This window comes from Nitrospira sp. Ecomares 2.1 (genome assembly GCF_965152585.1).
The window spans coordinates 1,818,092-1,841,523 of the sequence record NZ_OZ224219.1 but is presented as its reverse complement, the minus strand read 5'-3'; the positions used below and the strand labels follow the sequence as shown (position 1 = coordinate 1,841,523).

Annotated in this window: 21 protein-coding genes and 1 pseudogene; 10 read left to right on the top strand and 12 right to left on the bottom strand. The window is 52.5% G+C overall.

Translation table 11 applies throughout. The features are described 5' to 3' along the window. Nucleotides 1-557: 557 nt before the first annotated feature. The 9 genes from ACWHYD_RS07970 to ACWHYD_RS07930 form a co-directional block, all read right to left on the bottom strand. On the bottom strand, nt 558-1,466 hold the full coding sequence (locus tag ACWHYD_RS07970) for an urease accessory protein UreD (protein ID WP_447965370.1): 909 nt from the start codon (nt 1,464-1,466) through the stop codon (nt 558-560). Then, nucleotides 1,463-2,101: an urease accessory protein UreG gene (gene ureG, locus ACWHYD_RS07965; protein ID WP_447965369.1), complete on the bottom strand. Its 639-nt coding sequence runs from the start codon at nt 2,099-2,101 to the stop codon at nt 1,463-1,465. The genes ACWHYD_RS07970 and ureG overlap by 4 nt, the downstream gene beginning before the upstream one ends. An 18-nt stretch (nt 2,102-2,119) precedes the next feature. Beyond that, nucleotides 2,120-2,809: an urease accessory protein UreF gene (locus ACWHYD_RS07960; protein WP_447965368.1), complete on the bottom strand. Its 690-nt coding sequence runs from the start codon at nt 2,807-2,809 to the stop codon at nt 2,120-2,122. Between the two features lie 45 nt (nt 2,810-2,854). Beyond that, nucleotides 2,855-3,460, bottom strand: a complete 606-nt coding sequence (ureE, locus tag ACWHYD_RS07955) for an urease accessory protein UreE (protein WP_447965367.1) — start codon at nt 3,458-3,460, stop codon at nt 2,855-2,857. Between the two features lie 121 nt (nt 3,461-3,581). Beyond that, a complete protein-coding gene (locus ACWHYD_RS07950; protein ID WP_447965366.1) occupies nt 3,582-5,300 on the bottom strand; it encodes an urease subunit alpha in 1,719 nt (572 codons plus the stop codon). 29 nt (nt 5,301-5,329) lie between these two features. Then, complete coding sequence (locus tag ACWHYD_RS07945) at nt 5,330-5,815, bottom strand: urease subunit beta (RefSeq protein ID WP_447965365.1); 486 nt, start codon at nt 5,813-5,815, stop codon at nt 5,330-5,332. Between the two features lie 35 nt (nt 5,816-5,850). Next, entirely contained in the window at nt 5,851-6,153 is a 303-nt protein-coding gene (locus tag ACWHYD_RS07940; protein ID WP_342348216.1) for an urease subunit gamma, read from the bottom strand. A 96-nt stretch (nt 6,154-6,249) separates the two neighbouring features. Continuing rightward, nucleotides 6,250-7,170, bottom strand: a complete 921-nt coding sequence (locus tag ACWHYD_RS07935) for an urea transporter (RefSeq protein ID WP_447965364.1) — start codon at nt 7,168-7,170, stop codon at nt 6,250-6,252. A 12-nt stretch (nt 7,171-7,182) separates the two neighbouring features. Continuing rightward, nucleotides 7,183-8,385: a hypothetical protein gene (locus ACWHYD_RS07930; RefSeq protein ID WP_447965363.1), complete on the bottom strand. Its 1,203-nt coding sequence runs from the start codon at nt 8,383-8,385 to the stop codon at nt 7,183-7,185. A 707-nt stretch (nt 8,386-9,092) separates the two neighbouring features. Here ACWHYD_RS07930 and ACWHYD_RS07925 point away from each other — a divergent pair. Beyond that, on the top strand, nt 9,093-9,953 hold the full coding sequence (locus ACWHYD_RS07925) for a hypothetical protein (RefSeq protein ID WP_447965362.1): 861 nt from the start codon (nt 9,093-9,095) through the stop codon (nt 9,951-9,953). Nucleotides 9,954-10,245: 292 nt separating this feature from the next. On the opposite strand, the gene ACWHYD_RS07920 is transcribed toward ACWHYD_RS07925, so the two are convergent. Beyond that, entirely contained in the window at nt 10,246-10,431 is a 186-nt protein-coding gene (locus tag ACWHYD_RS07920; protein ID WP_447965361.1) for a hypothetical protein, read from the bottom strand. Nucleotides 10,432-10,893: 462 nt separating this feature from the next. Between ACWHYD_RS07920 and ACWHYD_RS07915 the strand changes: the two genes are divergently transcribed. From ACWHYD_RS07915 to ACWHYD_RS07900, 4 genes are all read left to right on the top strand, one after another. Beyond that, nucleotides 10,894-11,895 (top strand): HAD family hydrolase, encoded by a 1,002-nt coding sequence (locus tag ACWHYD_RS07915; RefSeq protein WP_447965360.1) that lies wholly within the window; start codon nt 10,894-10,896, stop codon nt 11,893-11,895. A 452-nt stretch (nt 11,896-12,347) separates the two neighbouring features. Then, nucleotides 12,348-13,019 carry an urease accessory protein UreH gene (locus ACWHYD_RS07910; RefSeq protein WP_447965359.1) on the top strand — a complete coding sequence of 224 codons (672 nt, stop codon included), beginning with the start codon at nt 12,348-12,350 and terminating at the stop codon, nt 13,017-13,019. A gap of 368 nt (nt 13,020-13,387) precedes the next feature. Then, complete coding sequence (locus tag ACWHYD_RS07905; RefSeq protein ID WP_447965358.1) at nt 13,388-13,855, top strand: hypothetical protein; 468 nt, start codon at nt 13,388-13,390, stop codon at nt 13,853-13,855. Nucleotides 13,856-13,870: 15 nt separating this feature from the next. Then, nucleotides 13,871-14,452 (top strand): hypothetical protein, encoded by a 582-nt coding sequence (locus tag ACWHYD_RS07900; protein ID WP_447965357.1) that lies wholly within the window; start codon nt 13,871-13,873, stop codon nt 14,450-14,452. 875 nt (nt 14,453-15,327) lie between these two features. On the opposite strand, the gene ACWHYD_RS07895 is transcribed toward ACWHYD_RS07900, so the two are convergent. Continuing rightward, a complete protein-coding gene (locus ACWHYD_RS07895; protein WP_447965356.1) occupies nt 15,328-15,582 on the bottom strand; it encodes a DUF5132 domain-containing protein in 255 nt (84 codons plus the stop codon). Between the two features lie 277 nt (nt 15,583-15,859). Here ACWHYD_RS07895 and ACWHYD_RS07890 point away from each other — a divergent pair, with 277 nt between their 5' ends. The 5 genes and pseudogenes from ACWHYD_RS07890 to ACWHYD_RS07870 all read left to right on the top strand — a co-directional run bounded on the left by ACWHYD_RS07890 (nt 15,860) and on the right by ACWHYD_RS07870 (nt 22,587). After that, nucleotides 15,860-16,357, top strand: coding sequence for a hypothetical protein (locus ACWHYD_RS07890; protein WP_447965355.1), 498 nt, complete (start codon nt 15,860-15,862; stop codon nt 16,355-16,357). Nucleotides 16,358-16,829: 472 nt separating this feature from the next. Then, nucleotides 16,830-18,296 carry an arylsulfatase gene (locus ACWHYD_RS07885; RefSeq protein WP_447965845.1) on the top strand — a complete coding sequence of 489 codons (1,467 nt, stop codon included), beginning with the start codon at nt 16,830-16,832 and terminating at the stop codon, nt 18,294-18,296. A 211-nt stretch (nt 18,297-18,507) separates the two neighbouring features. Next, the gene (locus tag ACWHYD_RS07880; protein WP_447965844.1) at nt 18,508-20,853 is read left to right on the top strand and encodes an arylsulfatase; all 2,346 of its coding nucleotides are present in this window, start codon (nt 18,508-18,510) and stop codon (nt 20,851-20,853) included. Nucleotides 20,854-21,113: 260 nt separating this feature from the next. Continuing rightward, the gene (locus ACWHYD_RS07875; RefSeq protein WP_447965354.1) at nt 21,114-21,359 is read left to right on the top strand and encodes a hypothetical protein; all 246 of its coding nucleotides are present in this window, start codon (nt 21,114-21,116) and stop codon (nt 21,357-21,359) included. A gap of 218 nt (nt 21,360-21,577) precedes the next feature. Then, nucleotides 21,578-22,587 (top strand): annotated as a pseudogene (locus tag ACWHYD_RS07870) (HAD family hydrolase). 175 nt (nt 22,588-22,762) lie between these two features. Here ACWHYD_RS07870 and ACWHYD_RS07865 read toward each other — a convergent pair. Further along, nucleotides 22,763-23,299 (bottom strand): DUF4136 domain-containing protein, encoded by a 537-nt coding sequence (locus ACWHYD_RS07865; RefSeq protein ID WP_447965353.1) that lies wholly within the window; start codon nt 23,297-23,299, stop codon nt 22,763-22,765. Nucleotides 23,300-23,432: the final 133 nt, after the last annotated feature.

Here is a 23,432-nt window from a genome sequence, read left to right as displayed (position 1 = left end):
TCCCTGATTCCAAAAACCTGTTGAAAGGAAAACCGGATAGAAAAGAGGAAGACCCATTTACTCCTCAAAAAAAGCATGTCATGACGGGCTAAAAGAGTCTGATGAGTTCAAACGCCAGTCTCCTGATAATTGGCCGATCGATCCCCGATTGGTAAGCCATCCTGATTGGATCTATTGCAACGAAACCCCAGGCGTGACTTCAGGGAAAAAAGGGGCTGCAATAGCATGGGTGTGGGTTCCCAATGGTCCGGGCTACAGGTAGCACTGAAGTGTTTGATCTGGCTCCGAAACAGATTTTCGATTTGGAGGGGAGCTGCCACACTCAAACGGGTCACCGAGCCTCCGGGATCCTCAAATAGTTAAGTCCGCAGGCGGATGCTCCATTTCGGAGTACACTCACAGATGGCATATTCAGCCACACCGGAAAGATACCAATTCCCCAAAATCCGTTCAACGCGCAAGCAAACCGATTTCTCCTCCAAGAGAAGCCGACATAAGGCCTGATCCACGCATGCGTCAAAACATTCTCTCAGCCAGGAGAGGTCGCAGAGACCATTTCAATGCCAAGGAAATTTCGGAGGAACGGCAAAGCCGGTGACCTCGGGCCGCACCAATGACCAGAACTCTCGTACCTTCGCGCGGACGGTACTCGACTCCCTACCGATCACCTTGTAGATCAATCCAGCATCATTGGGTAACCGGCTCACACCGGCAGCCCACCCCTCCTCGCGGTTCCAGGATGCGGCCACCCGTCCCTGGATCGCCTCCGCATGCTCGCGAGGAGTCAGCAAAATAACGTTTCCAAAAACGGTGAAATCTCCCATGACGCCCAATCGAGAGGGTGCCGAGCGACCCGGCTCAATCAGGAATTTCTCAACGAACAGCTTCGTCCCGTCCAATCGCTCTCCCGCAACGGTGGAGGAGAACAAGTCAAACTGGAATAATTCTCCATCACCATAAAACTGACGTCCTCCCATCAAAATTTCCGAGTAAAGCAGAGTGGCAGTTGAGGCAATCCTGATCCGGGTGCGGGTATGAAAGCGAGAATGTCGAAACGGGATAACCATATCAGGAAGATATTCCAGGTAAGCGCCTTCCTCCAATGTGATCTCCTGCGTCTGCCCCGCGTAATTCGCGTCCATTTCATGAATCTTGGTGGCCGCCTGGGACGTGATGTGTCCGCAGGCACCGGGTCCGGCCGCAAACTCCATCGTGTAGCGATCCCCCTGGAGGATACCCCCGGAGTTGGTGATGATGAACACCACCGGCAGATCGGGCATACCCTCATCACAGTAAAGGGCCTTCTGCACCAGGAGCGGAGCCCGTCGCTCCGAGAATGCCAGGATCGAGCGATCACGTCGGGCCTCGAAGCGCAGACGCAGGAGCGCATTCTTGCCCAAGGCGCCACTTGGTAATTGCTTCGGCTCGTCCTGATACGGAGCGAGTTCCTGGGCTAACACCCTCATACCTTCGGTTCTACGAGATTCAGGTCGAACAATGCATTGTCCTTGATCAGGTCGACCAAGCGGTCGATCCCCTCCCCGGTTTTGCAGTTGGTAAAAACAAATGGCCGGTCTCCCCGCATCAGGCGGGAATCATGGTCCATGACTTCGAGGCTTGCTCCAACGTATGGGGCCAGGTCCGTTTTGTTGATCACCAGGATGTCTGACTTCGTGATCCCCGGTCCATTTTTGCGTGGAATTTTGTCCCCGGCGGCTACGTCAATCACATAGATAAAATAATCGACCAAGGCAGGGCTGAAAGTCAGGGTCAGATTGTCACCACCACTCTCGATCAGAACAACATCGGTTTCAGGGAACCGTGCTTCCATATCCTCGACGGCAGCAATGTTCATGCTCGGATCTTCGCGAACGGCCGTATGCGGACATGATCCGGTTTCGACGCCCAGGATACGATCCTCTAACAGGATACCCTTCAGCGTGCGTTGGACGTGCTTGGCATCTTCGGTGGTCACGATGTCATTGGTGATAATCAGAATTCGCCCTCCCATGTCCATCAGTTTCGGCGTGATCGCCTCGACAATGGCCGTTTTGCCTGATCCGACAGGGCCACCGATTCCTATCCGTGTGATGGTCTTCATGCGTGTTCTCCTTACTCATCAATTCATAAACATGCGTACCTTTGCCTGCACATGCGAAGATGCCAGAATGTCGATCACCGGCACGAAGGTTGCCATGTCCTCAAGTGAGCAAGCGGCAATACGTTGGTAGGCGACCTCGGCCTCGGAGTTAATCTCAAAGAGGACAGCCTGGGCATCCAGGTAATGCAACTTCATGAGGCGCAGCGATGCAGCAAGCATCATACTGGCCAGACCATACTGGTGCACCGCGAAGGCGTCTTGCTCCGAAAGCCCAAGCGAGGCAAAAACCAGCGCCTGGCCAATCGGATAACACCCTGGCGTCTCATGAGCCGTAATCCGGCACAGCCACGCACTGGCAACCGTAGGCCCCACCACACGATCAGCCATCTCCACCAGCTTGCGGCCCATACGCACGGTCATCGTTCGTATCTCCTCGTTCAGTTTGCGATTAAAGACCGCATGGTCCGCCTCGTCGATCCGGGCATTGTCGCCCGCACGGGCTGCGCGGAAGGCGGCAAGCACCGCGATGCCATCCGAGGTCGCTGCCTGTTCGACGGCGATTCGCACAAACTGTCGTAGCGAGGCGAGGTCATGCACCACCCCATGCTCCACGGCCGACTCCAATCCATTGGAGAACGTAAATGACCCGACCGGCAACACCGAATCGCCGAACTGCAGAACACGCATCAGCTCGGAGATGGTCAGCATGATCGTTTTCCAATCGAATGGTGGCGTGTGGTCGTCGTTCGTCGTCTACGTATGTGGATGGGAATGATCGTCATGGTGATTCAGGGTAGGCGAATGTTCATGTACATGAGAATGGGGTGTTGAATTGGCTCCACCGAACAGCCGCCGGGACTCGTGTGGCGCCAGATAAGGAATGACCGAGGCGCCCGGCGAAAATTCGTAGGTGATCTCCTCGAACGCGTGGGTCTTCATCACGGAAGCCATCACTTGGCGGTCCACGGTCAGGGGGACGTAGACCGTTGTGCCCTTGACCACCGCTGGCCAATGTTGATTGCCCAGCGCATGTCCGAGTTCGAGGCAAATGTGAGCGAGGAAATCCTGTGTCTTCGAGAGCAACCCATCCAACCGGATCACCATCACATCCTGAAGTTGAATGCGGGCAATGATGGCCTCACGGGTGGTGTCATCCCAGATCAGAATGTCTCCATCATGCAGGTGAGTATTCCGCTCCAGCGATACAGCCAACTCGACTCCCCCCTCCGACTTCAGGCGGAACCGGGTTTTCTGCGCCTGCCATTGGTCGAGGTCCAACACGTCAACATGCGCACCATCGAGTTTGGCTTTCCAGCCCGCATCCTTGACGTTGCCTAATACCGATTCAACCATAATCATTGTTTTTCCCCAATCGCTAATTCTTGCTCGCGCGCCGATGAACCTTCTTGGAAGTTCCTGGAGCCCGGATACCAGTCAGATGAAACCGACTGGTGCCGGACGCAGGAGTCATTGATACGAATCAACTGAAGAAGTACAACTGGTTGAGTGCAATATTTTTCGGCGGCGTGACGGTGGCATGTACCCCGTCAACCATTACGGCAAACGTCTGCGGGTTGACCTCGATCTTTGGCAAATAATCATTGCGGACCATGTGTTTCTTGGTCAAAACCCTGGTCTGTCTGACCGGCTCGACCATACGGCCCAACCCGTACTTCTCCTTGACGTTCCTGTCGTGAGCAACCTGAGACACAAACGTCATGCAGGTACTCTGCAGTGTCGAGCCCAGGGCCCCGAACATGGGGCGGTACATCATCGGCTGCGGGGTCGGCAGCGAGGCATTCGGATCCCCCATGTTGGCCCACACCACAAAGCCACCCTTGAGCACCAACTTGGGTTTTGCCCCGAAGAAGGCGGGTTCCCAGAGAACCAGATCGGCCAGTTTGCCAGGCTCGATCGATCCCAACTGATGGAAGATCCCCGCCGCGATGCAGGGAGCCGACGTCACCTTTGACAGGTAACGCAACACCCGGAAGTTGTCGTTGCCTGGAGCGTCCTCGGGAAGCTTGCCGCGTGCCTGCTTCATGGCATCAGCCGTTTGGAAGGCCCGCAGGAAATTCTCTCCAATTCGGCCCATGGCCTGCGAGTCGCTGCCGATCATCGAGATTGCCCCCATGTCATGCAACACGCTCTCGGCCACGATCGTCTCGCCACGCACCCGGCTCTCGGCAAAGGCCACGTCCGAGGGGATCTTTGGATTCAAGTTGTGGCAAACCATGATCATGTCGAAGAGTTCTGCCACCGAGTTTACACCGCAGGGCAACGTCGGATTGGTCGAGCTCGGCAGCACGTTCGGCTGGCCGACGACCTTCAAGAGGTCAGGCGCATGACCGCCTCCGGCCCCCTCAGAGTGATATGTGTGGATCGTTCGCCCGTCGAAGGCTGCGATGGAGTCCTCGACAAATCCCCCCTCATTGAGCGTGTCCGTATGCACGGCCACGCTGACGTCGTATTCCTCGGCCACCGACAGGGCAGACCGGATGGCGGCAGGGGTCGTGCCGTAGTCTTCATGAATTTTGAAACCAGTCGCACCGGCTTCTAACTGCTCAACCAGCGGGGCCTTGCCGGTACAATTTCCCTTGCCATAAAAGCCCACGTTCACCGGCAATCCCTCAACTGAGCGGAGCATCATCTCCATATTCCACGGACCATTCGTCGTCGTCACGCCATTAGTCCCGTCGGTCGGACCAATGCCGCCGCCCCAGAGGGTCGTGATGCCATTCGAAAGCCCGTGCCAGATCTGTTGCGGGCAAATAAAATGAATGTGCGTGTCCATACCTGCTGCGGTCAGGATGAGATGCTCTCCGGTAATCGCGTCCGTCGAGGTCCCCGTGGTCAGTCCCGGAGTGACCCCGTCCATCGTCGAAGGATTACCGGCCTTCCCGACACCGACGATCCGCCCATTGCGGACACCGACGTCTGCCTTAATCACGCCCAAAATCGGATCCAGAATGGTCACGTTGGTGATGACGAGGTCGAGACAGCCGGCAGCCTGGGTTATTTGATTGTCCGACCCCATTCCATCACGGAGAGTCTTCCCGCCCCCGGTGACCAACTCATCGCCATACACACGCAGATCTTTTTCGATCTCGACGTAAAGATCCGTATTGCCCAATCGGATTTTGTCGCCCGTAGTTGGACCATACAGGTCGGCATATTGTTTGCGTGAAATCTTAGACATCTCAGAGACTCCTTTTTTGTCGGTGTTGGTCAGGATTTGGTCGACTTGAACCCACGTTCCTTCATCCGCCGCATCGCCTCGTCATAGTTGGGACGATAGTCGGGTGTTGGCCCGTCGCCCGTCCACCCATCGACCAGGTTATTGAAGCCGACGCAGAACTGCTTCCCACCCATGGGGACGAGTGTCACCTCCTTCTCGTCGCCAGGCTCGAACCGGATGGCGGTCGTTGCCGGAATATCCAACCGCAGACCAAATGCCTGCCCCCGATCAAACTGCAGGTAACGATTGGATTCGAAAAAGTGGAAATGGGAACCGACTTGGATGGGCCGGTCCCCGGTGTTCCGGACTCTCAGAGTCGTCCTCGGCCGGCCGGCATTGATTTCAATATCCCCTTTGGCCAGAACCAGACCTCCAACCGAAGCAGTGTCCGTCTGTTCGGATTGAGGGCCGGCATGCTTGTGCCGCAACCACTTCCCGACTCCAGAGTTGGGGGTGTCCTTTTTTGACTGGGCCATGTTCGTCCTCCTCTTTGTCTCAGAATGAATAGGGATTACTTGATCGGATCATGGACCGTAATCAACCTGGTGCCGTCAGTGAACACGGCCTCAAGTTGAACGAAAGGGATCATCTCGGCTACTCCCTCCATGACGTCATCACGTGTCAGCACGCCCGCGGCCTCCGTCATCACCTCCTCGACCGTCTTCCCCTCGCGGGCCCCTTCGAGAGCCGTCGAGCAGATGAGCGCCATCGACTCCGGATGATTCAGCTTCAGGCCTTTGGTCTTTCGCCGTTGGGCAATATCGCCAAGTTGGTAAATCAATAGTTTTTCCGTCTCACGAGGTGTTAGATGCATAACATGCTCTCCTCTTCAATAGTGAACGTGTGATGTAAGAGATCCGGCGCCCGCAATCCACGAAACGATCCAAGCGACCCCCTGTGCCTGTTGACGTTAACTCAACTTCTCCACCGGCTCTCGCAGAAATAACGCATCGATCTGACCGACGGCGATAATAATCCATGACGCGACCACAAAGGGGGCAGTCAACGCGGGGATGCCCAACCAGGAGGGAAAGAACTCCGTCAAAGGCACGGAGATCATGGCAGCCAGAATCGCAATCAGGAGAGACTTCCCCCAGAGATATACCGCAATCGGTGCCAGAACAGCATTGTATCCATAGATGCCCAGGTGAACGGCTGGGCTTGGATCATTGTGATACAGTGCCACAAGCGTTCCAACGATGGATCCCAATAGGCCAAGCACAGCATGCCGCCAGGTGCAGAGCGCAATCCCCGCAAGAAACAGCATTCCGGTCAGCACCGTCGCACCGAACATGACTTCGGCTGCACCCGCTAAAACCGCCGTGACAAAACCAGACGGCGTGTTCGCCGCAGAAGCCGGCATCACGTCGATCGCAGTTCCGGCCATCGCATGCGCAACGATCATGACCACCCACGTGACGAGGACGAAGGGTGCGGTGTAGGTGGGGAATTTCACGTATTGACGCATCACGAAAGTGAGAAAGGTCGAGGCCACGCACCCGACGATTAGCAGAACCCAAGTCAGAGGCTCAGGTTTTAGGTAAAAGAGTGAGGCAATCCCCACCAGAGTCGGGTTGAAGCCATGCAGTCCTTCTTCGATCTCCTCGCCGTCGAATCGCGCCAGCGTCGCAGTGACCGGACCAATGAGGGCCCCAATCAGCGCGCCTACCCCCATCAACGGAGACGCGAATGCGATCCCAAGCAGAAATAAAATCCCCGTTCCAGCATGGCCCTGGAACATCACCTGACCAATCCCGCGAAGGACGATCCGGAAGAAATTGCCCGGATTCCATAACGTCTGCCGATCGTTCAGGATGGACTCCGTTGCCATGTCAGTCCCCCGTCACAGTTGAAGTTGAAGGCCCAGCCCCACAGCACTGACCGCATCGCCCTTGACGCCTGGGGTATAGGTCCTGCCTTTGGTTAAAAAATCGCCATATTGATAAAACAGCGAAATCCTCGCGTTATGCCCATCGATCACATAGTTCAATCCCCCCTCTACCAGGTATCGGGAGGAGCTCTCATTAGGGTTGGTGTCCACATAGCGCACGTAAGGCTGAAATTGCCCGATACCGACTTTTTGCGGAAAAAGATACAAGCCCGTTGTCATCCAGGAAAGACCAGAAAAGATGCAGAAACAATTGGGGTCAGCCAACGCCTGATCGCTCAGGTTGGGGTTGAAATACTTGAGTTCACCCTCGACGGTCAGCACACCCTTGTTGCCCAGCACCTTTTCGAATAATAGATCCCCATTCATCCCGTAAAAGGTCGAGGGAGAGGCCTCAGTCCCGGCTCCATTGTTTTGGTATTGCAACACATAGGCGGCGGTCAATATATCCCCGCCCTTGCCGTAATAGGTGCTGCTGGTGTAATAGCCTGGATTCTGTTCGATGTTGAGAAAGTTGTAACTGATGCGTCCAGCATACAGCAGGCTGTCTGACTGATTCGACCCGCCGCGGTGCCCTTGAAATACTCCCAGGACATACGTCAATCGCCTATCCGGAGTTAATGCTCCCCAAATGTTCACACCGTCGTCGCGGCCGAACCGCCCCCCCTGCCCAATACTCCCGGAGAAATCCGCAGTGTAAAAGGGAGTTTGAGTAAAGTTATAAACATTTTGAAAAAACGGGCCGTCCAGTTCGGCACGGTGCTGTGGAACTAACTGACGTCCTGCCCAGATATTGAAATACTGATTAAACTCAAACTTGCCGATGGCATCAAGGATAATCATATTTCCACCGCGGGTAGGATCGGACGACGTACAATTGTCACATTCGGTGTTAAACTCGACCTTGATATATTTATGAATCTGCCCATTCACGTAGAGACGGAGATTGTCCAGATTAAAGTCATTGCCCCAATTTCCATTCGGCGCCTTATCTTCCTGAGCAGTAAAACTCGTCCGTAAGCCCAACCCCAAACTGATCCATTTCGTGTCGTCTATCTCAATTTTCCCTGCCGCATAGACATCGGGCGTGCATAAGACCCTCAAAAGGAGAATGATGAAAAAGAGACTGATTACTCTCGGTGTGACTGGTTTTAGCATGTGCTCTCTTCCTGATCTAAACGACAAAAGAGCTGGAGGGGTTGACCGGATGAAACAAAACATATAACCGTGGATTACAAAAAATAATTCATGTAAAACACAGCAACCATAAACACTTGGAACCATGCTGGAATTTTGCTTCTTATAGCAGATAATTCTAATTAATACTATAAAAATCCCTTGAAGCCGCCCTAGGGAAACTTTGTTTAATAAAAGAGCTGAACGTAGAGCGTGCATCAATAAGAACCTCTATACAAGATCACCTAAAGATCCTGAAAGGAAAAGCTGCCAATGTCCGGGGTGTTTTTATACTTTAAGATCTAATTTTCGGAGTGGTGAACTGAACGAGTGGAGCGGTATTGGAGGACTCGCACCTGAATATGATCTCACCCACAGGCTTGATCACGCCAAGACGAAGAATTGAAAAATGACCAATGGGACTGTCCAAAATTCAATGGGAGTATTTGCAAACAGCTAAGTTGTGAAATACAAAAAGTGACAAAGATTTCACCAGGAATTAACATGTGAGAAATTGCGATTCTCGGACCTGATACCCTTTTCAAAAGCCAAGCGAGTTTTATGATTTGGTGACGAAAGATCAAACATTTCTTTTTCATTTAATGGGAAACGAACGAATCGGTGCCATCCTGAAGCATACATTTCCGGGTGGTTGTTGACGCAGACGAAAAAGTCGTCGGGAAAGTGACATGCAAGCCTGGACAGGAAATATGTGGCGGATGAGCATGGCAGGATTGTTGGGCCTCGCGATTGTGCTTGGTTGCGCCGGGCCTGGGATACAGACTCCCATTCACAAGGACGAGACCACGCGCGTGTATCTGGAATGGGTTCCACAAGATTCCTTTCGGGCCACCCATCCAGAGGTTCTCTCCCCGACGGTAATCCGTCGAGCGTTACGGGGATTAAGGGTACAAAAACAAGAACCAGCCGTTGCCGAACTGTTGGTCGGGTTGCCGGAGCCGCAGAGAATTTTTTCGGATAATGATGTGGAGCTTCTGACTCCTCATATTCTTTTGGCATTGTCCCAGGCCACATCTGAAGAGCACGTGGTCTTTCAAAGAATCTATCCTTGGAAATACGGTTCCAGGTTGACGAGTGGGACTCTCTCCCTCCACGAGGACCTGATATTTCTGACCATCACCCATTACACACAGAACCCGGGAGGAATAAACGTTGTGTACGTGGATGACCGGCAGGCTCCGGATCCGACCGGCCTTGGCGGTTGGACCGTGCTGTTCCTCCCTAAGGAAGTGCTGAGGGCCGACTCCTCCCCTCAGATCTGGCGTCACCCCCACGAAGTTACTCTGTCGATCAATTACCCGTCTCTGGAAATGTGGCGAGAGCCGTCCGAACAGCCCTCCCCTTCTCAGGTCCAGGCAACGGAAGAATCCTCAGACCCCGTCAAACCCGAAATCATTCAGCGAGAATCGGCATCGGAAGATAATGCAATTCGTGCGTTGAAGGAACAGGTTCACAGGCAACAAATGGAAATGGACCAATTAAAAAAAGAATTTCGGGAGCTTCAACAGAGTCCTAAAATGACAGAATAAACTCACCACCGGTCCATCTTCTCATAGAGAAAAAATGTTCGGACTGAGCAAAGGAGAAATCTGGCCCTGCCAAACTGATTTCCTGAATTCCCTCCAAATCCGACGGGAGTTGTTGGGCTGAGTCTGGCACAAACCTCACCATTCGGGATGGCACATCCACTCGTCCCATTCCACCTGATTGCAGTTGACCTTTGGCGGAATGTGTGTGGTGACATTCAAGTGATCGCTCCCTGCGGAATTGACATCCGACATGGACATGCTCATCAGAACCATGATTGTAATTTTTGAAGGTTCAATTTTTTTGAAAGGCCTTCCGGCCTCGCACACGACATCTTTCTATCCATAGCCCGGACAGAAGAGCCATTTCCATCGTTTGGACGGGTCGCGTACCAAACTGTTTGTAGTCGGCTTTGTACATGGGACCACCAGAAGTGCTGCCGCAAACCGCAACCACCATGCCGTCAACCTTAATGGGCATGGCTTGCCTTTTTGGGGCATCTTTGTTAGGGGTTTATGTGCTCATCGGAACACTGCAGCTCATAATCCGCATCTTTAAGAACTGCCGACACATGGCTCTCAGTAAGCAATGGTGGGCTTGCCAAAAAACAAGTCGCCGATAGTGCCCAACTTTGATTCGTTGATCTCATCACACTCTTATGAGATCCTCAGTCAAATACTCTATCCCCAAAGTTGTCAAAAGACACTTGAATGAAAGAGTCATTTTGACCGGCCCAAGAGTCCTAGTCCGTCCGACAGTTGAGAGTGTAGTTTTTGCCCCATACGAAAACTCACCTCTCTGATGAACTCAAAAAGGGTCGGCCTTTCACAGTTGACTAAGCAACCTATGGAAACTCATCAACCATGCATTCAGTCTTTCCCCACAATCAGAGCCTCAAGAGCACCTGTCCCTTTGCTATCAACAACATACAGGAGATACTTCATGAGTAAACAATCCATTCGTTTTTTATCCCTCCAAATTGGCTTAGCAATAATCCTAACCGTCCCAGTGTTTGGTGATACCAGTCCTTTACCTTCTTGGAAGGAAGGGGCTACTAAATCAGCCATTCTGCAGTTTGTCGCCAAAGTTACGGAAGAAGGCAGTCCGCACTACGTTACGTCACACGAACGCATCGCGGTATTCGATAACGATGGAACCTTGTGGGCCGAACAGCCGATGTATTTCCAGGCGATCTTTGCCCTTGACCGGGTCCGGGCGCTGGCTTCGCAGCATCCCGAATGGATAACTCAGGAACCCTTCGCTTCCATATTGAAGGGCAACGTGAAAGAGGCGCTCGCGGGTGGGGAAAAGGCTCTGCTGGAACTCGTCTTAGCCACACATGCCGGAATGACCACCGAGGAATTCAGAAAATCGGTCACGGAATGGATTGGCACCGCCAAGCACCCCAAGACGAAGCGTTTGTACACGGAGATGGTCTATCAACCCATGCTCGAATTATTAGATTATCTGCGCTCAAACGGCTTCAAAACCTTTATCGTTTCGGGTGGCGGTATTGAATTCATGCGGCCCTGGGTCGAACGCATCTATGGTATCCCGCCCGAACAGGTAATCGGAAGTAGCATCAAGACTCAATACGAGGTCCGAGACGGCAAACCCGTACTCGTCCGTCTGCGGGAATTCAATTTTTTCAACGACAAGTCCGGGAAACCGGTCGCGATCAATCAATATATCGGGCGTCGCCCCCTGATGACTTTTGGCAATTCCGACGGAGACTTCCAGATGCTCGAATGGACTACGACCGGGGAAGGGCCTCGATTTGGACTTCTGGTCCACCATACCGATGACGAACGTGAATGGGCGTATGATCGAGAATCGCACATCGGTCGGCTCTCACGAGGCCTGGATGAAGGGGCCAAACGCGGGTGGACCATCGTAAACATGAAGGCGGACTGGAAACGGGTCTTTTCCTTTGAACAACCCTAATCCGAATGATTCATGGCTAGATCACCACAGCCGGTTGGGACACGAGGGACCTAAGTATGTCCCAGAAGGAGATCGTTCGAGAAAGGAGAATTATGGAAGTCGATATTCAGAAGGAGGCGGGAAAAACCATGAGACCGAGAGATTATTCGCGCACTTTTCTTTCTGTCCTTTTGTACTGAACCACTTCAATGCTTTGTGCCTTGGCTATCCCAACCTCAATATTGTTATTTGTAGCAGGAAGACGGCTCAATCTGATAAAACGTGTGCGGTCGAACAGTTGTGGATGACCATGTGATGGGCTAGCCCTAAAAGGAATGAATCCACCGGAGGCACTGAAGAAGGGAATAGAGTCGTTTTGCACATTGTTCATATTATGGGGAGAGAAAAGCAGGTAAGAATCGTATGATGGCCAAAACACCGAATCCAGGTACCATCTTTCAATGGATCATCTAATGATCACTTCATGGTTGCTGGGCCTCACTTTGGGCATGACGCACGCGCTCGACCCGGACCACCTCATTGCCATGGGAACCTTGGCTGCAGAATCACGGGATATCCGTCGTTCGGTGTTATTGGGAGTGATCTGGGGAGTCGGGCACACCTGTGCGTTAGCCCTTGTCGGCTTTCTGGTGTTGAGTCTCAAGTGGACGATTCCCATACACATGGCAGCCAACATGGAAATTATGGTCGGAGCCATGATTGTGGCTTTGGGAGTGCATCTTCTGTGGAGGACCCTCCAGCCATGGACGGTTCACCTTCACGAGCATCATCATAAGGAAATGACCCATTCACATGTTCATATTCATGGGCAGGATCATGGGAGCCACTCCCATCATCTGGGCGGTTCTCGCGCCAAAGTCCTGTTAGTGGGGTTTGTGCATGGGATGGCAGGCAGTGCCGCCTTAACCCTTGCTGTCCTGACGACAATCCCATCCATGGCAATGGGCATGATCTATATTCTCATATTTGGTGTGGGTTCGATTGGGGGCATGCTCCTGATGAGCGGGCTGATCAGTCTTCCCTTTGTCTTTGTTTCTCAATCGTGGCATCACAACCTGAAAGTGAGTGCCGGTTGTCTTGCAATCCTATTCGGTGCGTATTTCATATGGTCTCCTTTTTCCTAAGCCACCACGGTTCATTCATTGTGGACGTTCCACAGGCTTGTCTGAGGGTGTCGGATATCTGCCATTCGTTTTAACCATACATTGCCATCCACGCTATTGTACGAAATCTCATAGGCTGAGAACCTCACAAATGAATATCGATTGAAGGAATCGTTCATTGCGAGATCAGAAGGGTTTATGGTGAAATGGCGCTTGGTTCCAAAGGTTGCCAGCATGAAATGATAACGAGGATGCCGATTTAACCCTCAGTTTGCGATGGGCTTTCAGCAACCCCCTTGCCGGAAAAACAAACCAGCTTTCCAGAATTTGCATTATTTTCCAACCTAATTGGATTACAAAGAAAGGCCTAGGCTATGAGCATGTCACGCATGACGAACATTTTCGCACTGGTGTTGACCCTAACCATGGGAATCATAGGTTCCTCGTTGGCCGCAAATGAGGAAATGCACCCGTTGCCATCCATCCTCAGCGATATTGAACGCCAGATTGCGGAATTAACCATCAACATTGAAAAGATTTCGGATCGAATAAAGTATTTACATGAGATTCCGGATTCCAAGGATCCTCTCATTCAAGAAGTCCGGAATCTTGACCTGCGAGGGTGGGAACTGCATCAAGAACAATGGAAGGTGCAACGCGACGGATTGCGATTCACGGAGAAACTGTTGAGGAAGATCCAGGACCATCCCGATGAAAAACCAGAAGCCCTACAAACCTGGCTTGGCCGACTGAAAGAATTTAAGGAGACGATGAACGATTATCGACAACACCGCGCTGGAATCGAAGTGTTGCGCATAGAAAGCGAAGTTAAACTGATTGAACAATATTTGCGATAAGGCAAGGAGCCAACAATGGATTGTGTTAAACGACCGACCTTATTTCTTCTCATATGCTTGACGGGGATATGGTTCATCATGACCGGGTGCACCTCAGTCGATACCATTCGATTTACCAGCCAAACCTTTCCACCCAAAAAATCGGTACTCGATGTGGAAGTGATGGCCCTGGAACCAAAATGTCCCCATATCGCCATTGCCCAATTGAGTGTCCTGGATTCAGCAGTGAGTTATGAAGACGAGGAAGGCGCCATTCTCAAAAAAGCCGCTGATTTGGGGGCTGACGGCGTGGTGCTTCATCGAGGGACAAAACGAACCGTGGCGACCCCTGCCTACGGAGGCTATGCCTACAACTACAGTTACCCAGGGTGGGGGTATTCTTCTTACGGGATGGTTGGATACGGTGGATACGGTACAACCGGATACACGATTGGTGGATACGGGTATTCACCCTATGGCATGGGCACGCCCATGATGTATGACACAACCGTGAGATCACTCACAGGGATTGCCATTCGCTACCAGGATGGCCCGCGCTGCGTAACGGGTGGGCCAGAATCCCGACAGATCTCTATATCCCTTCCTCTCCAGTCGTAAATTTTCCATGAATTCCCATAGGCCAACAACTTTAGAATCTTATGCCCCCTCCTTAAAACTGATCGATGCATCTGACCTTCCATGGGAAAGAACCAAAGGTCTGTAAATTGGGAAGGACAACCTTCCTTTTCCCCTATAAAGAATACCCACCAACGGGTTCAGCACATGTCTGGACCCATCGAGTCAATCGCTCGAATGGAACTTGAACGGGAATATCCTGCTTGGGCACTCTTTGGTGGAGTACCCTTATCAACAATTGCCCGGTAAACGAGGAATTCGAAGAAATGGTTGTGATCAACCCGAAAATTTTCTTGTACAACCTGTCATTAACAGGACGCACTTACCTAGAAAATTTAGGATTGACCCCATGGGACAAAAATGTTCACAGGACACAATTCTTCGGAATAATTCTGGCCTTCCTGAGGTAAACATGACAGCTTGGGTCGCCTATGCCAGTTTTGGGGTAGTTATAGCAGCATTAATTTAGCAGTGAGGATTCGGATGGAATATGGTTCATTGCGGAAAAAAGCCAGCCCAGAATGACGGACCTCACAAGACCAGGAGAAGTGATCGGAACGTTCCACCGTTTCAATTGCGAGATTAGACGCGGGCACGGGTAAAGGGGTCGGTCAAATGCGAGAAGTGATCCTATACTTCAAACCGGCAATGGGAAACCCACTGGGACGGCATTATGCTCCTCCGCCCCTTGCCTTTGAAACCTGCCCTTACATAAGTAGCTAACGACCACCGGGTAACTACTTTAAAAACTACTTCAGATCACATTTTAATTTTGGCAACAGCCTCACCTGCTTCCTGAATGAAATTTCTGGAAGCTTAGGAGGCTATTTCCTGAGAAGATTGGACTAAGACTGTGGTCAAGCCCGCTGCGATTTAGCCCTGGTCATTTTTTTATCGTTGTTCCCGATTTCCGCTTTTGCCTCAGCAATCATATCATTGAATTGTTCCCCGGTTTCAGAAACCAGTTCTGAAACGGCGGCGTAGGCCACAAGGCCTCCCTTAATCATTCCTTTAGCGAGGGGACGAACTACCGAACCTATTCCAGACGCAATCGAGGGAACAGCCACTGCGACGACAGCTCCGACCACCACACCACCAATGACAGCTTCCATGTTATCCTCCTTTGGGAAAAAATAATCATTAAATGCCTCAAAATATTATCATAATGAGAAAGTTTTAGTAAATTTATAAAAAGCTAGAGGATGAATACACCTTTCGCGATGTATTTCATTTGGATAAACGAGTTTCAGAGACAAAAACTGATGCAATCGGGTAGGCTTACTCAAAGTATTTAGGAAGGAGCTACAGCACTAATTGGCTCTTTGATGTTTGGTTTGCACTCAGGTGACACTTTCTGAAGATTTCACTCATACACGTGGAGAACGCCTGATGGGAATGGTTTCGACGGTGAAGCATGAGGTTAAGGAAGTTGGTTTGGTCACTCTGTATTTTTTCTTTTGTTTCGGCATCTTCCTCACCCTCATGAAATTGATGCTAGAGGCCTATGAAATTGAGTTCTATGCTTTCTCAAAGTCACTGGTCGGCGCACTCATTGTTGCAAAGGTTGTGGTCCTATTGGGTAAAACCCGAGCGGGGACCAGGTTCGATGCTCATCATTCGCTTGGTGCGGCTGCTCTGTATAGGACCTTGGTGTATAGTAGTTGTACCTTCCTGGTTTTGTTTGCTGAAAAGATGTTTCATGCTTTTCGGGAGAGTGGTTTGTTGGGTGCGGCTTTCATGGCCGTGTGGGAACAAAAGGATTTTTCCCTCATTTTCGCTAAGGTTATATGCATCGGGCTGGCCTTTATGGGGTATTTTCTTTATAGAGGTATTGAGCGGCGGTTAGGAGAAGGAACCTTGAGGCGGATCGTATTCAGTTCTCCCTGATGGTCTTCCGTGGCTGAATTGCATGAGCTCTATAAATTCTAAAATGCACAAAAAATTTTGTGAACAATCTTTTTTTTCCATTCCAACTCTTCTTTCAAATTTCAGTCCTATTCGCTCCGAATTCGTGAGAAGGCCATCAGTTATTGCCAACGTCATATGGATTTGGCTCCGAAAACGGGGTGAAATGATCACCATTTTTCCTGGTAGGTTAATGGATATTTTAAGGGAAATAGTGTGTTCAGCGTCGAATTCTTCCTTTGGTTGATCATCACCTAATCGACGTCTCGAAAATATTGATGACCTGATGGGAAAGATTCGGATAAATAGCACCGGAAAACAACGATCAGCACCCGTAGGTTAACCATATATTTCGAATGGTCACATGTCCCACAAATCAAGGAGAAATAGAATGAACTCGATTCGTCGTATTCTTTTCGGGCTACTCGCCATCTTCATTGCCCCAAGCCTTGCGATGGCAGGGGGGAAACCTAACATCCTCGTGATATGGGGAGATGACATCGGCGGGTTCAACATCAGCGCCTATAACATGGGTATGATGGGTTACAAGACCCCGAACATCGATCGCATCGCGAAGGAGGGTGCGCTGTTTACTGACTGGTACGGCCAGCAAAGCTGCACGGCCGGACGCGCGGCCTTCATTACCGGGCAGTCGCCCATGCGAACCGGCCTCACCAAGGTTGGCCTGCCTGGCGCTCCCGAGGGGATGAAGAAGGAAGATCCGACGATTGCCACCTTGCTCAAAGCCAAGGGCTATATGACCGGCCAGTTCGGCAAGAACCATCTCGGGGACCGGGATGAAATGTTGCCGACGAACCACGGATTCGATGAGTTCTTCGGCAACCTGTATCATCTCAATGCCGAGGAGGAGCCGGAACATCCCGACTATCCGAAGAATCCTGAATTCAAGAAGCGGTTCGGCCCGCGCGGGGTCATTCACAGTTTCGCCGATGGCCGCATCACGGACACCGGCCCCCTGACCAAAAAGCGCATGGAGACGATCGACGAGGAGGTGAACGTCAAGGCGCTGGATTTCATGGAACGTGCCAGGAAGGAGGACAAACCGTTTTTCCTCTGGTGGAACTCCACCCGCATGCACATCTTCACGCACCTGAAGGAGGAGTCGGTCGGAAAAACCGGTCTGGGGACCTATGCTGATGGCATGGTCGAGCATGACGGTCATGTCGGTCAGGTGCTCGACAAGCTCAAGGAACTTGGCCTTGAAGAGAACACCATTGTCATGTATTCCACAGACAACGGCTCGGAATCTTTCTCCTGGCCTGACGGTGGCACGACGATGTTCCGCGGGGAGAAGAACACGCAATGGGAGGGCGGCTACCGCGTGCCGACCGCAATCAAGTGGCCGGGTGTCATCAAACCCGGCACGGTGATCAATGACATCGCTGCGCATGAAGATATGCTCCCGACCTTGCTCGCCGCTGCAGGCGATACCACGGTCAAGGAAGATCTGCTGAAGGGCAGGCAAATCGGTGATATGACCTACAAAGTGCACATCGATGGCTACAACCTGCTGCCCGCCCTCAAGGGAGTGGGCGAGTGGCCGCGCAAGGAATTCATCTACTGGACAGACGATGGCAATGTCGCCGCGTTGCGTTATGGTAACTGGAAGGCTACGTTCCTGCGGCAGGACGCCGACGGCCTGCGTGTCTGGCAGGAGCCGTTTGTGAAATTGCGCGCCCCGATGCTGACCAACCTGCGCATGGACCCTTTCGAGCATGCCCATGAGATCGGCATGGACTACGATCGCTGGTTTGCCGAGCACATGTTCATGTTCGCTCCCGCCGCAGGATACGTCGGGAAGTGGCTGCAGAGCTTCCGTGAGTTTCCACCACGCCAGAAACCCGGTAGTTTCAACCTGGACAACGTGATGGAAGCCGTCACAAGCGGCACCAAGCAGTGATGCCGGGCTGACTGAGATGTCGTAGAGTAGGTTTCACTCCGCATCCGTCTCTCCGGCGGATGTGGGCTAACCCACCACATAATCACCAAAAAAGAACCATGATAAGGCAGCCGTCCATAAAGCCTCATCGCCGGTGCGCAAAGGTAAAGGCATGCGCGATTGACGGGCCTAAATTGAAAAACAAAGGAGAAGAACGATGCAACGAATTCTTATGCCATCTCTCACATTGGTCCTGGGATTAGGTGCGGGCCCTGTCTTCGCGCAGGAGTCACTGCCGTTCCCACCGACGCCTTCGGCCAGTATCGCGGGACGAACCATGCAGGAGTCAATTTACAAGCAGCGCGTCGAACCGAAACGGTTACCGGCCGATGTGCCAAACATTCTCCTTGTACTTATTGACGATTCTGGACCCGGCCTCCCGGCCACCTATGGCGGCGAAGTGCATACCCCCACCCTCGATCGCATTGCCAAGCAGGGCATTTCCTACAACCGCTTCCACACGACAGCCATGTGCTCGCCCACGCGAGCCTCATTGCTGACCGGACGCAACCATCATCGCGTCGGGGCCGGACAGATTGCGGAACTTGCCAACGATTGGGATGGCTATTCCGGCCTCCAACCAAAAAGCAGCGCGATGATTCCTGACGTCCTCAAAAGCTACGGCTATCACACCGGCGCCTGGGGCAAGTGGCACAATACTCCCGCGGAGCAAACCACAGCTGCCGGCCCGTTTGATTATTGGCCGACCGGCTATGGCTTCGAGTACTTCTACGGTTTTCTCGCGGGCGAAGCCTCTCAATACGAGCCCCATATGGTGCGCAACACCACGGTCGTCCAGCCCACACATAAGCCTGGCCAACCCTATCACTTGACTGAGGACATCGCCCATGATGCGATCGGATGGCTTCGTCAACATAAAGCCTTTACGCCGGACAAGCCGTTTTTCATGTATTGGGCTCCCGGTGCCATCCATGGGCCGCATCACGTGGCGAAAGAATGGGCCGACAAATACAAGGGCAAGTTCGACGACGGATGGGACAGATATCGCGAGCGTGTATTCCTACGCGCCAAGGAAATGGGTTGGATTCCGCAGAATGCGCAATTAACGCCTCGGCCTGAAACCCTGGCCGCTTGGGACAGTATCCCTGAAGATGAGAAACCCTTCCAACGCCGTCTGATGGAAGTGGCGGCCGGATTCGCTGAACATACGGATGTGCAGGTCGGCAAGGTTGTCGATGAGATCGACCGACTCGGGTATGGGGAGAACACGCTCATTTTTTACATCTGGGGCGACAATGGCTCCTCCGCGGAGGGCCAGAAGGGCACCATCAGCGAACTGCTGGCGCAAAACGGAATCCCCACCAAGATCTCGCAACACATTGAGGCACTCGATGCTCTCGGCGGCCTCGATGTACTGGGTTCACCAAAAACCGACAACATGTACCATGCAGGTTGGGCCTGGGCGGGCAGCACGCCGTACAAGTCCACCAAGCTCGTCGCCGCTCACTTCGGCGGCACTCGCAATCCTATGGCCCTGCGCTGGCCGGCGAAGATCAAGCCCTCCGCGACGCCGCGCGCCCAATTTCATCATGTGAACGACGTCGTCCCGACCATCTATGAAATCCTCGGCATTACTCCGCCCCGGATGGTCAATGGCATCCCGCAGGACCCGATCGACGGGACGAGTTTCGCCTATACCCTCAACGATGAAAAAGCTCAGGGCCGACTGCACACCCAGTATTTCGAAGTGATGGGCAGCCGCGCCATTTATTACGATGGCTGGATGGCGTCCGCGATCGGCCCCCGCATCCCTTGGGTCCCCGGCCTACCTAAGGGCATCCAAGACTGGACACCCGACAAAGACCGGTGGGAGCTCTACAATATTGAAGAGGATTGGACCCAGGCCAACGACCTTGCGGACTCTATGCCTGACAAGCTTGCGCAAATGAAAGAGCTGTTCGCGATGGAGGCAGCGAAGAACGGGGCGCTTCCCATCGGCGGAGGCCTCTGGGTGGTGGCACTTCACCCGGAGTTGCGAAAAAGTACACCCTACAAGGAATGGACGTTCTCCGGCGACATTATCCGGATGCCGGAATTTACCGCGCCCGCACTCGGCAATAAGCCAAACACCGTGACCATCGACACGGAAATTTCTGCGAATGCGGATGGCGTGCTCTATGCTCTCGGCGGTTTTTCCGGGGGACTGGCCCTCTACATGGAAGACGGAACGCTGTCCTACGAATATAACCTGTTCGAGATTCATCGCACGCAGATCAAGGCCAAGGAGAAACTTTCTGCCGGTAAGGTAAAGATCGAGGTTCTGACCAGTTATGTCGAACCGAAGCCCGCCGGTCCACTTAAGATTATCTTGAAGGTCAACGGCAAAGAAGTCGCCTCGGGTATCGTCCCGATTAGCGCACCACTGCTGTTTACCGCCAATGACTGCCTCGATATCGGCACTGATCTCGGCTCACCGGTGTCGTTAGACTATTACGATAAGGCGCCATTCAAATTCGACGGTAAGATCGAGACGATGCATGTGCAATATACCGAGTAGGTCACATCTATCAAGGAGCCAGGGGCAACAGGCTCGGGATAACGATCAATGGCTCAGAGCAGGGAGAGGGAGACCTGAGCTGCATCAACCCTACCACCGCAGCAAGAATCGCCATCGATCCGATGCTGAAAACGCTTTAGGTGGGCCAAGGCAACAAGTAGTATCAGGTGTCCTGAAACATTGATTGAGTTCACGGGTCCGCATCCGCCTCTCCGGCGGATGCGGGCTAATCCGTAAAACACTCATTGGAAAGACTCACTGTGCAACTCAGATCTCTGTTCACCACGACAGCGATCCTTGAGGCAGGGACCGGTTTGGCGCTCTTCCTCTCGCCACCGGCACCGGTTGCGGTTCTGGTTGGTACTTCGCTCGGTTCAGATGGCGGTCTCATCACGGCTTGCAGTGCAGGAGCCGCGCTCTTTTCCCTTGCGGTCGCCTGCTGGTTTGCACGCAATGACGGACAGAGCCGGTCAGCGACAGGATTGGTGATGGCCATGTTGCTCTAAAACGTAGCGGTCGTCGGAGTCTTACTGTATGGGGGAAGGGCCTGGGACTGACCGGCAACGGTCTCTGGCCGGCAGCTCTCCTTCGCACGGCGTTGGCCATCTGATGTCTCAGTTGCCTTCGGTCACGTTATGTAAACCTTATCAAGAGAACGTCGTTCAAACGAAATATCAATCACGGAAAGGAGCCCCGGGTGAAAACGATCGGTACGCGGACTTTCATCGCTGCCGGGGTTTATTTCATCTTGATTTTTACCGCACCACTCATCTACGCCGAAGACGTGCTCCCATCCTGGAACGACGGCAAGAACAAACAGTCCTTGGTATATTTCGTCAAACGTGTCACCACACCCGGTCCCGACCTTGTCCCTGAAGCTGTCTGCATTGCTGTTTTTGACAACGATGGAACACTTTGGGCGGAACAACCCATGTACTTCCAATTCTTCTTTGCACTTGACTGCGTCAAAGCACTCGCCCCACAACATCCCGAATGGGTAACACGGAACCGTTCGCCTCGCTGCTCAAAGGGAATATCAAGGGCGCTCTGGCAGATGGCGAAAAAGCAATCCTCAAAATCGTTATGGTCACCCACGCGGGTATGACGAGGGATAAGTTCGAGAAAACCGTGAATGATTGGATCGCAACCGCGAAGCACCCGCAAACCGGACGCTTGATCAGTGAAATGGTGTATCAGTCCATGATGGAGTTGCGTGCATATCTCCGGGCACATGAATTCACAACGTTCATTTTTTCGGGCGGAGGCATCGAGTTCATGCGCCCATGGACGGAGCACGTGTATGAAATCCCCCCCGAACAAGTCATCGGCAGCAGCGGCAAGCTAAAATACGCGTTGCGCGATGGATATCCAGTACTCCTCAAACTTCCTGAAATCAATTTCATTGACGACAAGGACGGCAAACCCGTCGGCATTCAAACACACATCGGCCGGAGGCCCATTCTTGCCTTTGGGAACTCAGACGGCGATTTTCAAATGCTCCAGTGGGCGGCGAGCGGTAGTGGAGCAAGCTTCATGGCTCTTATCCACCACACGGACCCTGAGCGTGAACGGGCCTATGACCGCAAGTCGTCCATCGGCCATCTTGATAAGGCCCTTGACGAAGCGAAAGGCAAAGGATGGGCGGTGGTGGACATGAGACAGGATTGGAGGACCATCTATCCCTTCCACAAACATGGGACCGATTCGCCTATGTCCGAATCTTCTGGTAAATGATTTTTCCGATGTAGAATTACCGTGCCGGGAGCTGCGGTCAGTGAGATAACACCACGATGCAAGCGTAGCTGATCTATTCCACCAGGAGCGAGAATTACACTGACGTGTTGAGTCCACGATCGCGAAGCGCGTCGGGGGGGCCATTGGTCAATCAACACACACCACCACGCCCTCATCAAGATCGCTTAGGGGGGAATTGTGCAAAAACTTTCTGGACGGCCTCATTGATCAGCCCGGTTTGACCTCCTGTGGTTCCTTTCCAATCCATCACGCCTTTAGCAATCCCACGCCAGATAATATTCTGCGGCGCCTTCGCATCAAGCAGATCGATAATGAGCGTCCCTTCCTCGTATTGGTAAACTTCTGCATAGCCCATACCCATTCCCCAGTAAGGCCTCATTAGTGGACCTCCCATAGATTGGACCTGAATACGCTCTTCTCTACCAACATAATAGGTCACATGGAAATCTGACTTTCCAGCGACTATTTCAATGTATCCCTTGTTCGCCAGTTCGGCTGCGATCGCACTCTCAATCCTTTGCCGCGCCATGTGATTAGCCCCACCAAGATCAATCTCCCCTTCTGGCGTTTTCAGCATCCATGAAAATGTCTTCAGCTCACTAAAGTCCGTCGACTCCCTATAATCAGAACTTACAGAAATACTGGAGCACCCGAAGACGGCCGGTAATGACAACAAAACGAAAAGCCCCATGAGACATCGCATGAAGAATACCCTTTCTTATACAATATGCATCGCATTCCAGAATTTCGGAATCAGTATATTCATCACAGAGAGATCTTCCCAGGAACAGATATCATGGCCTGTCGAAGACCCAGAGCGATGG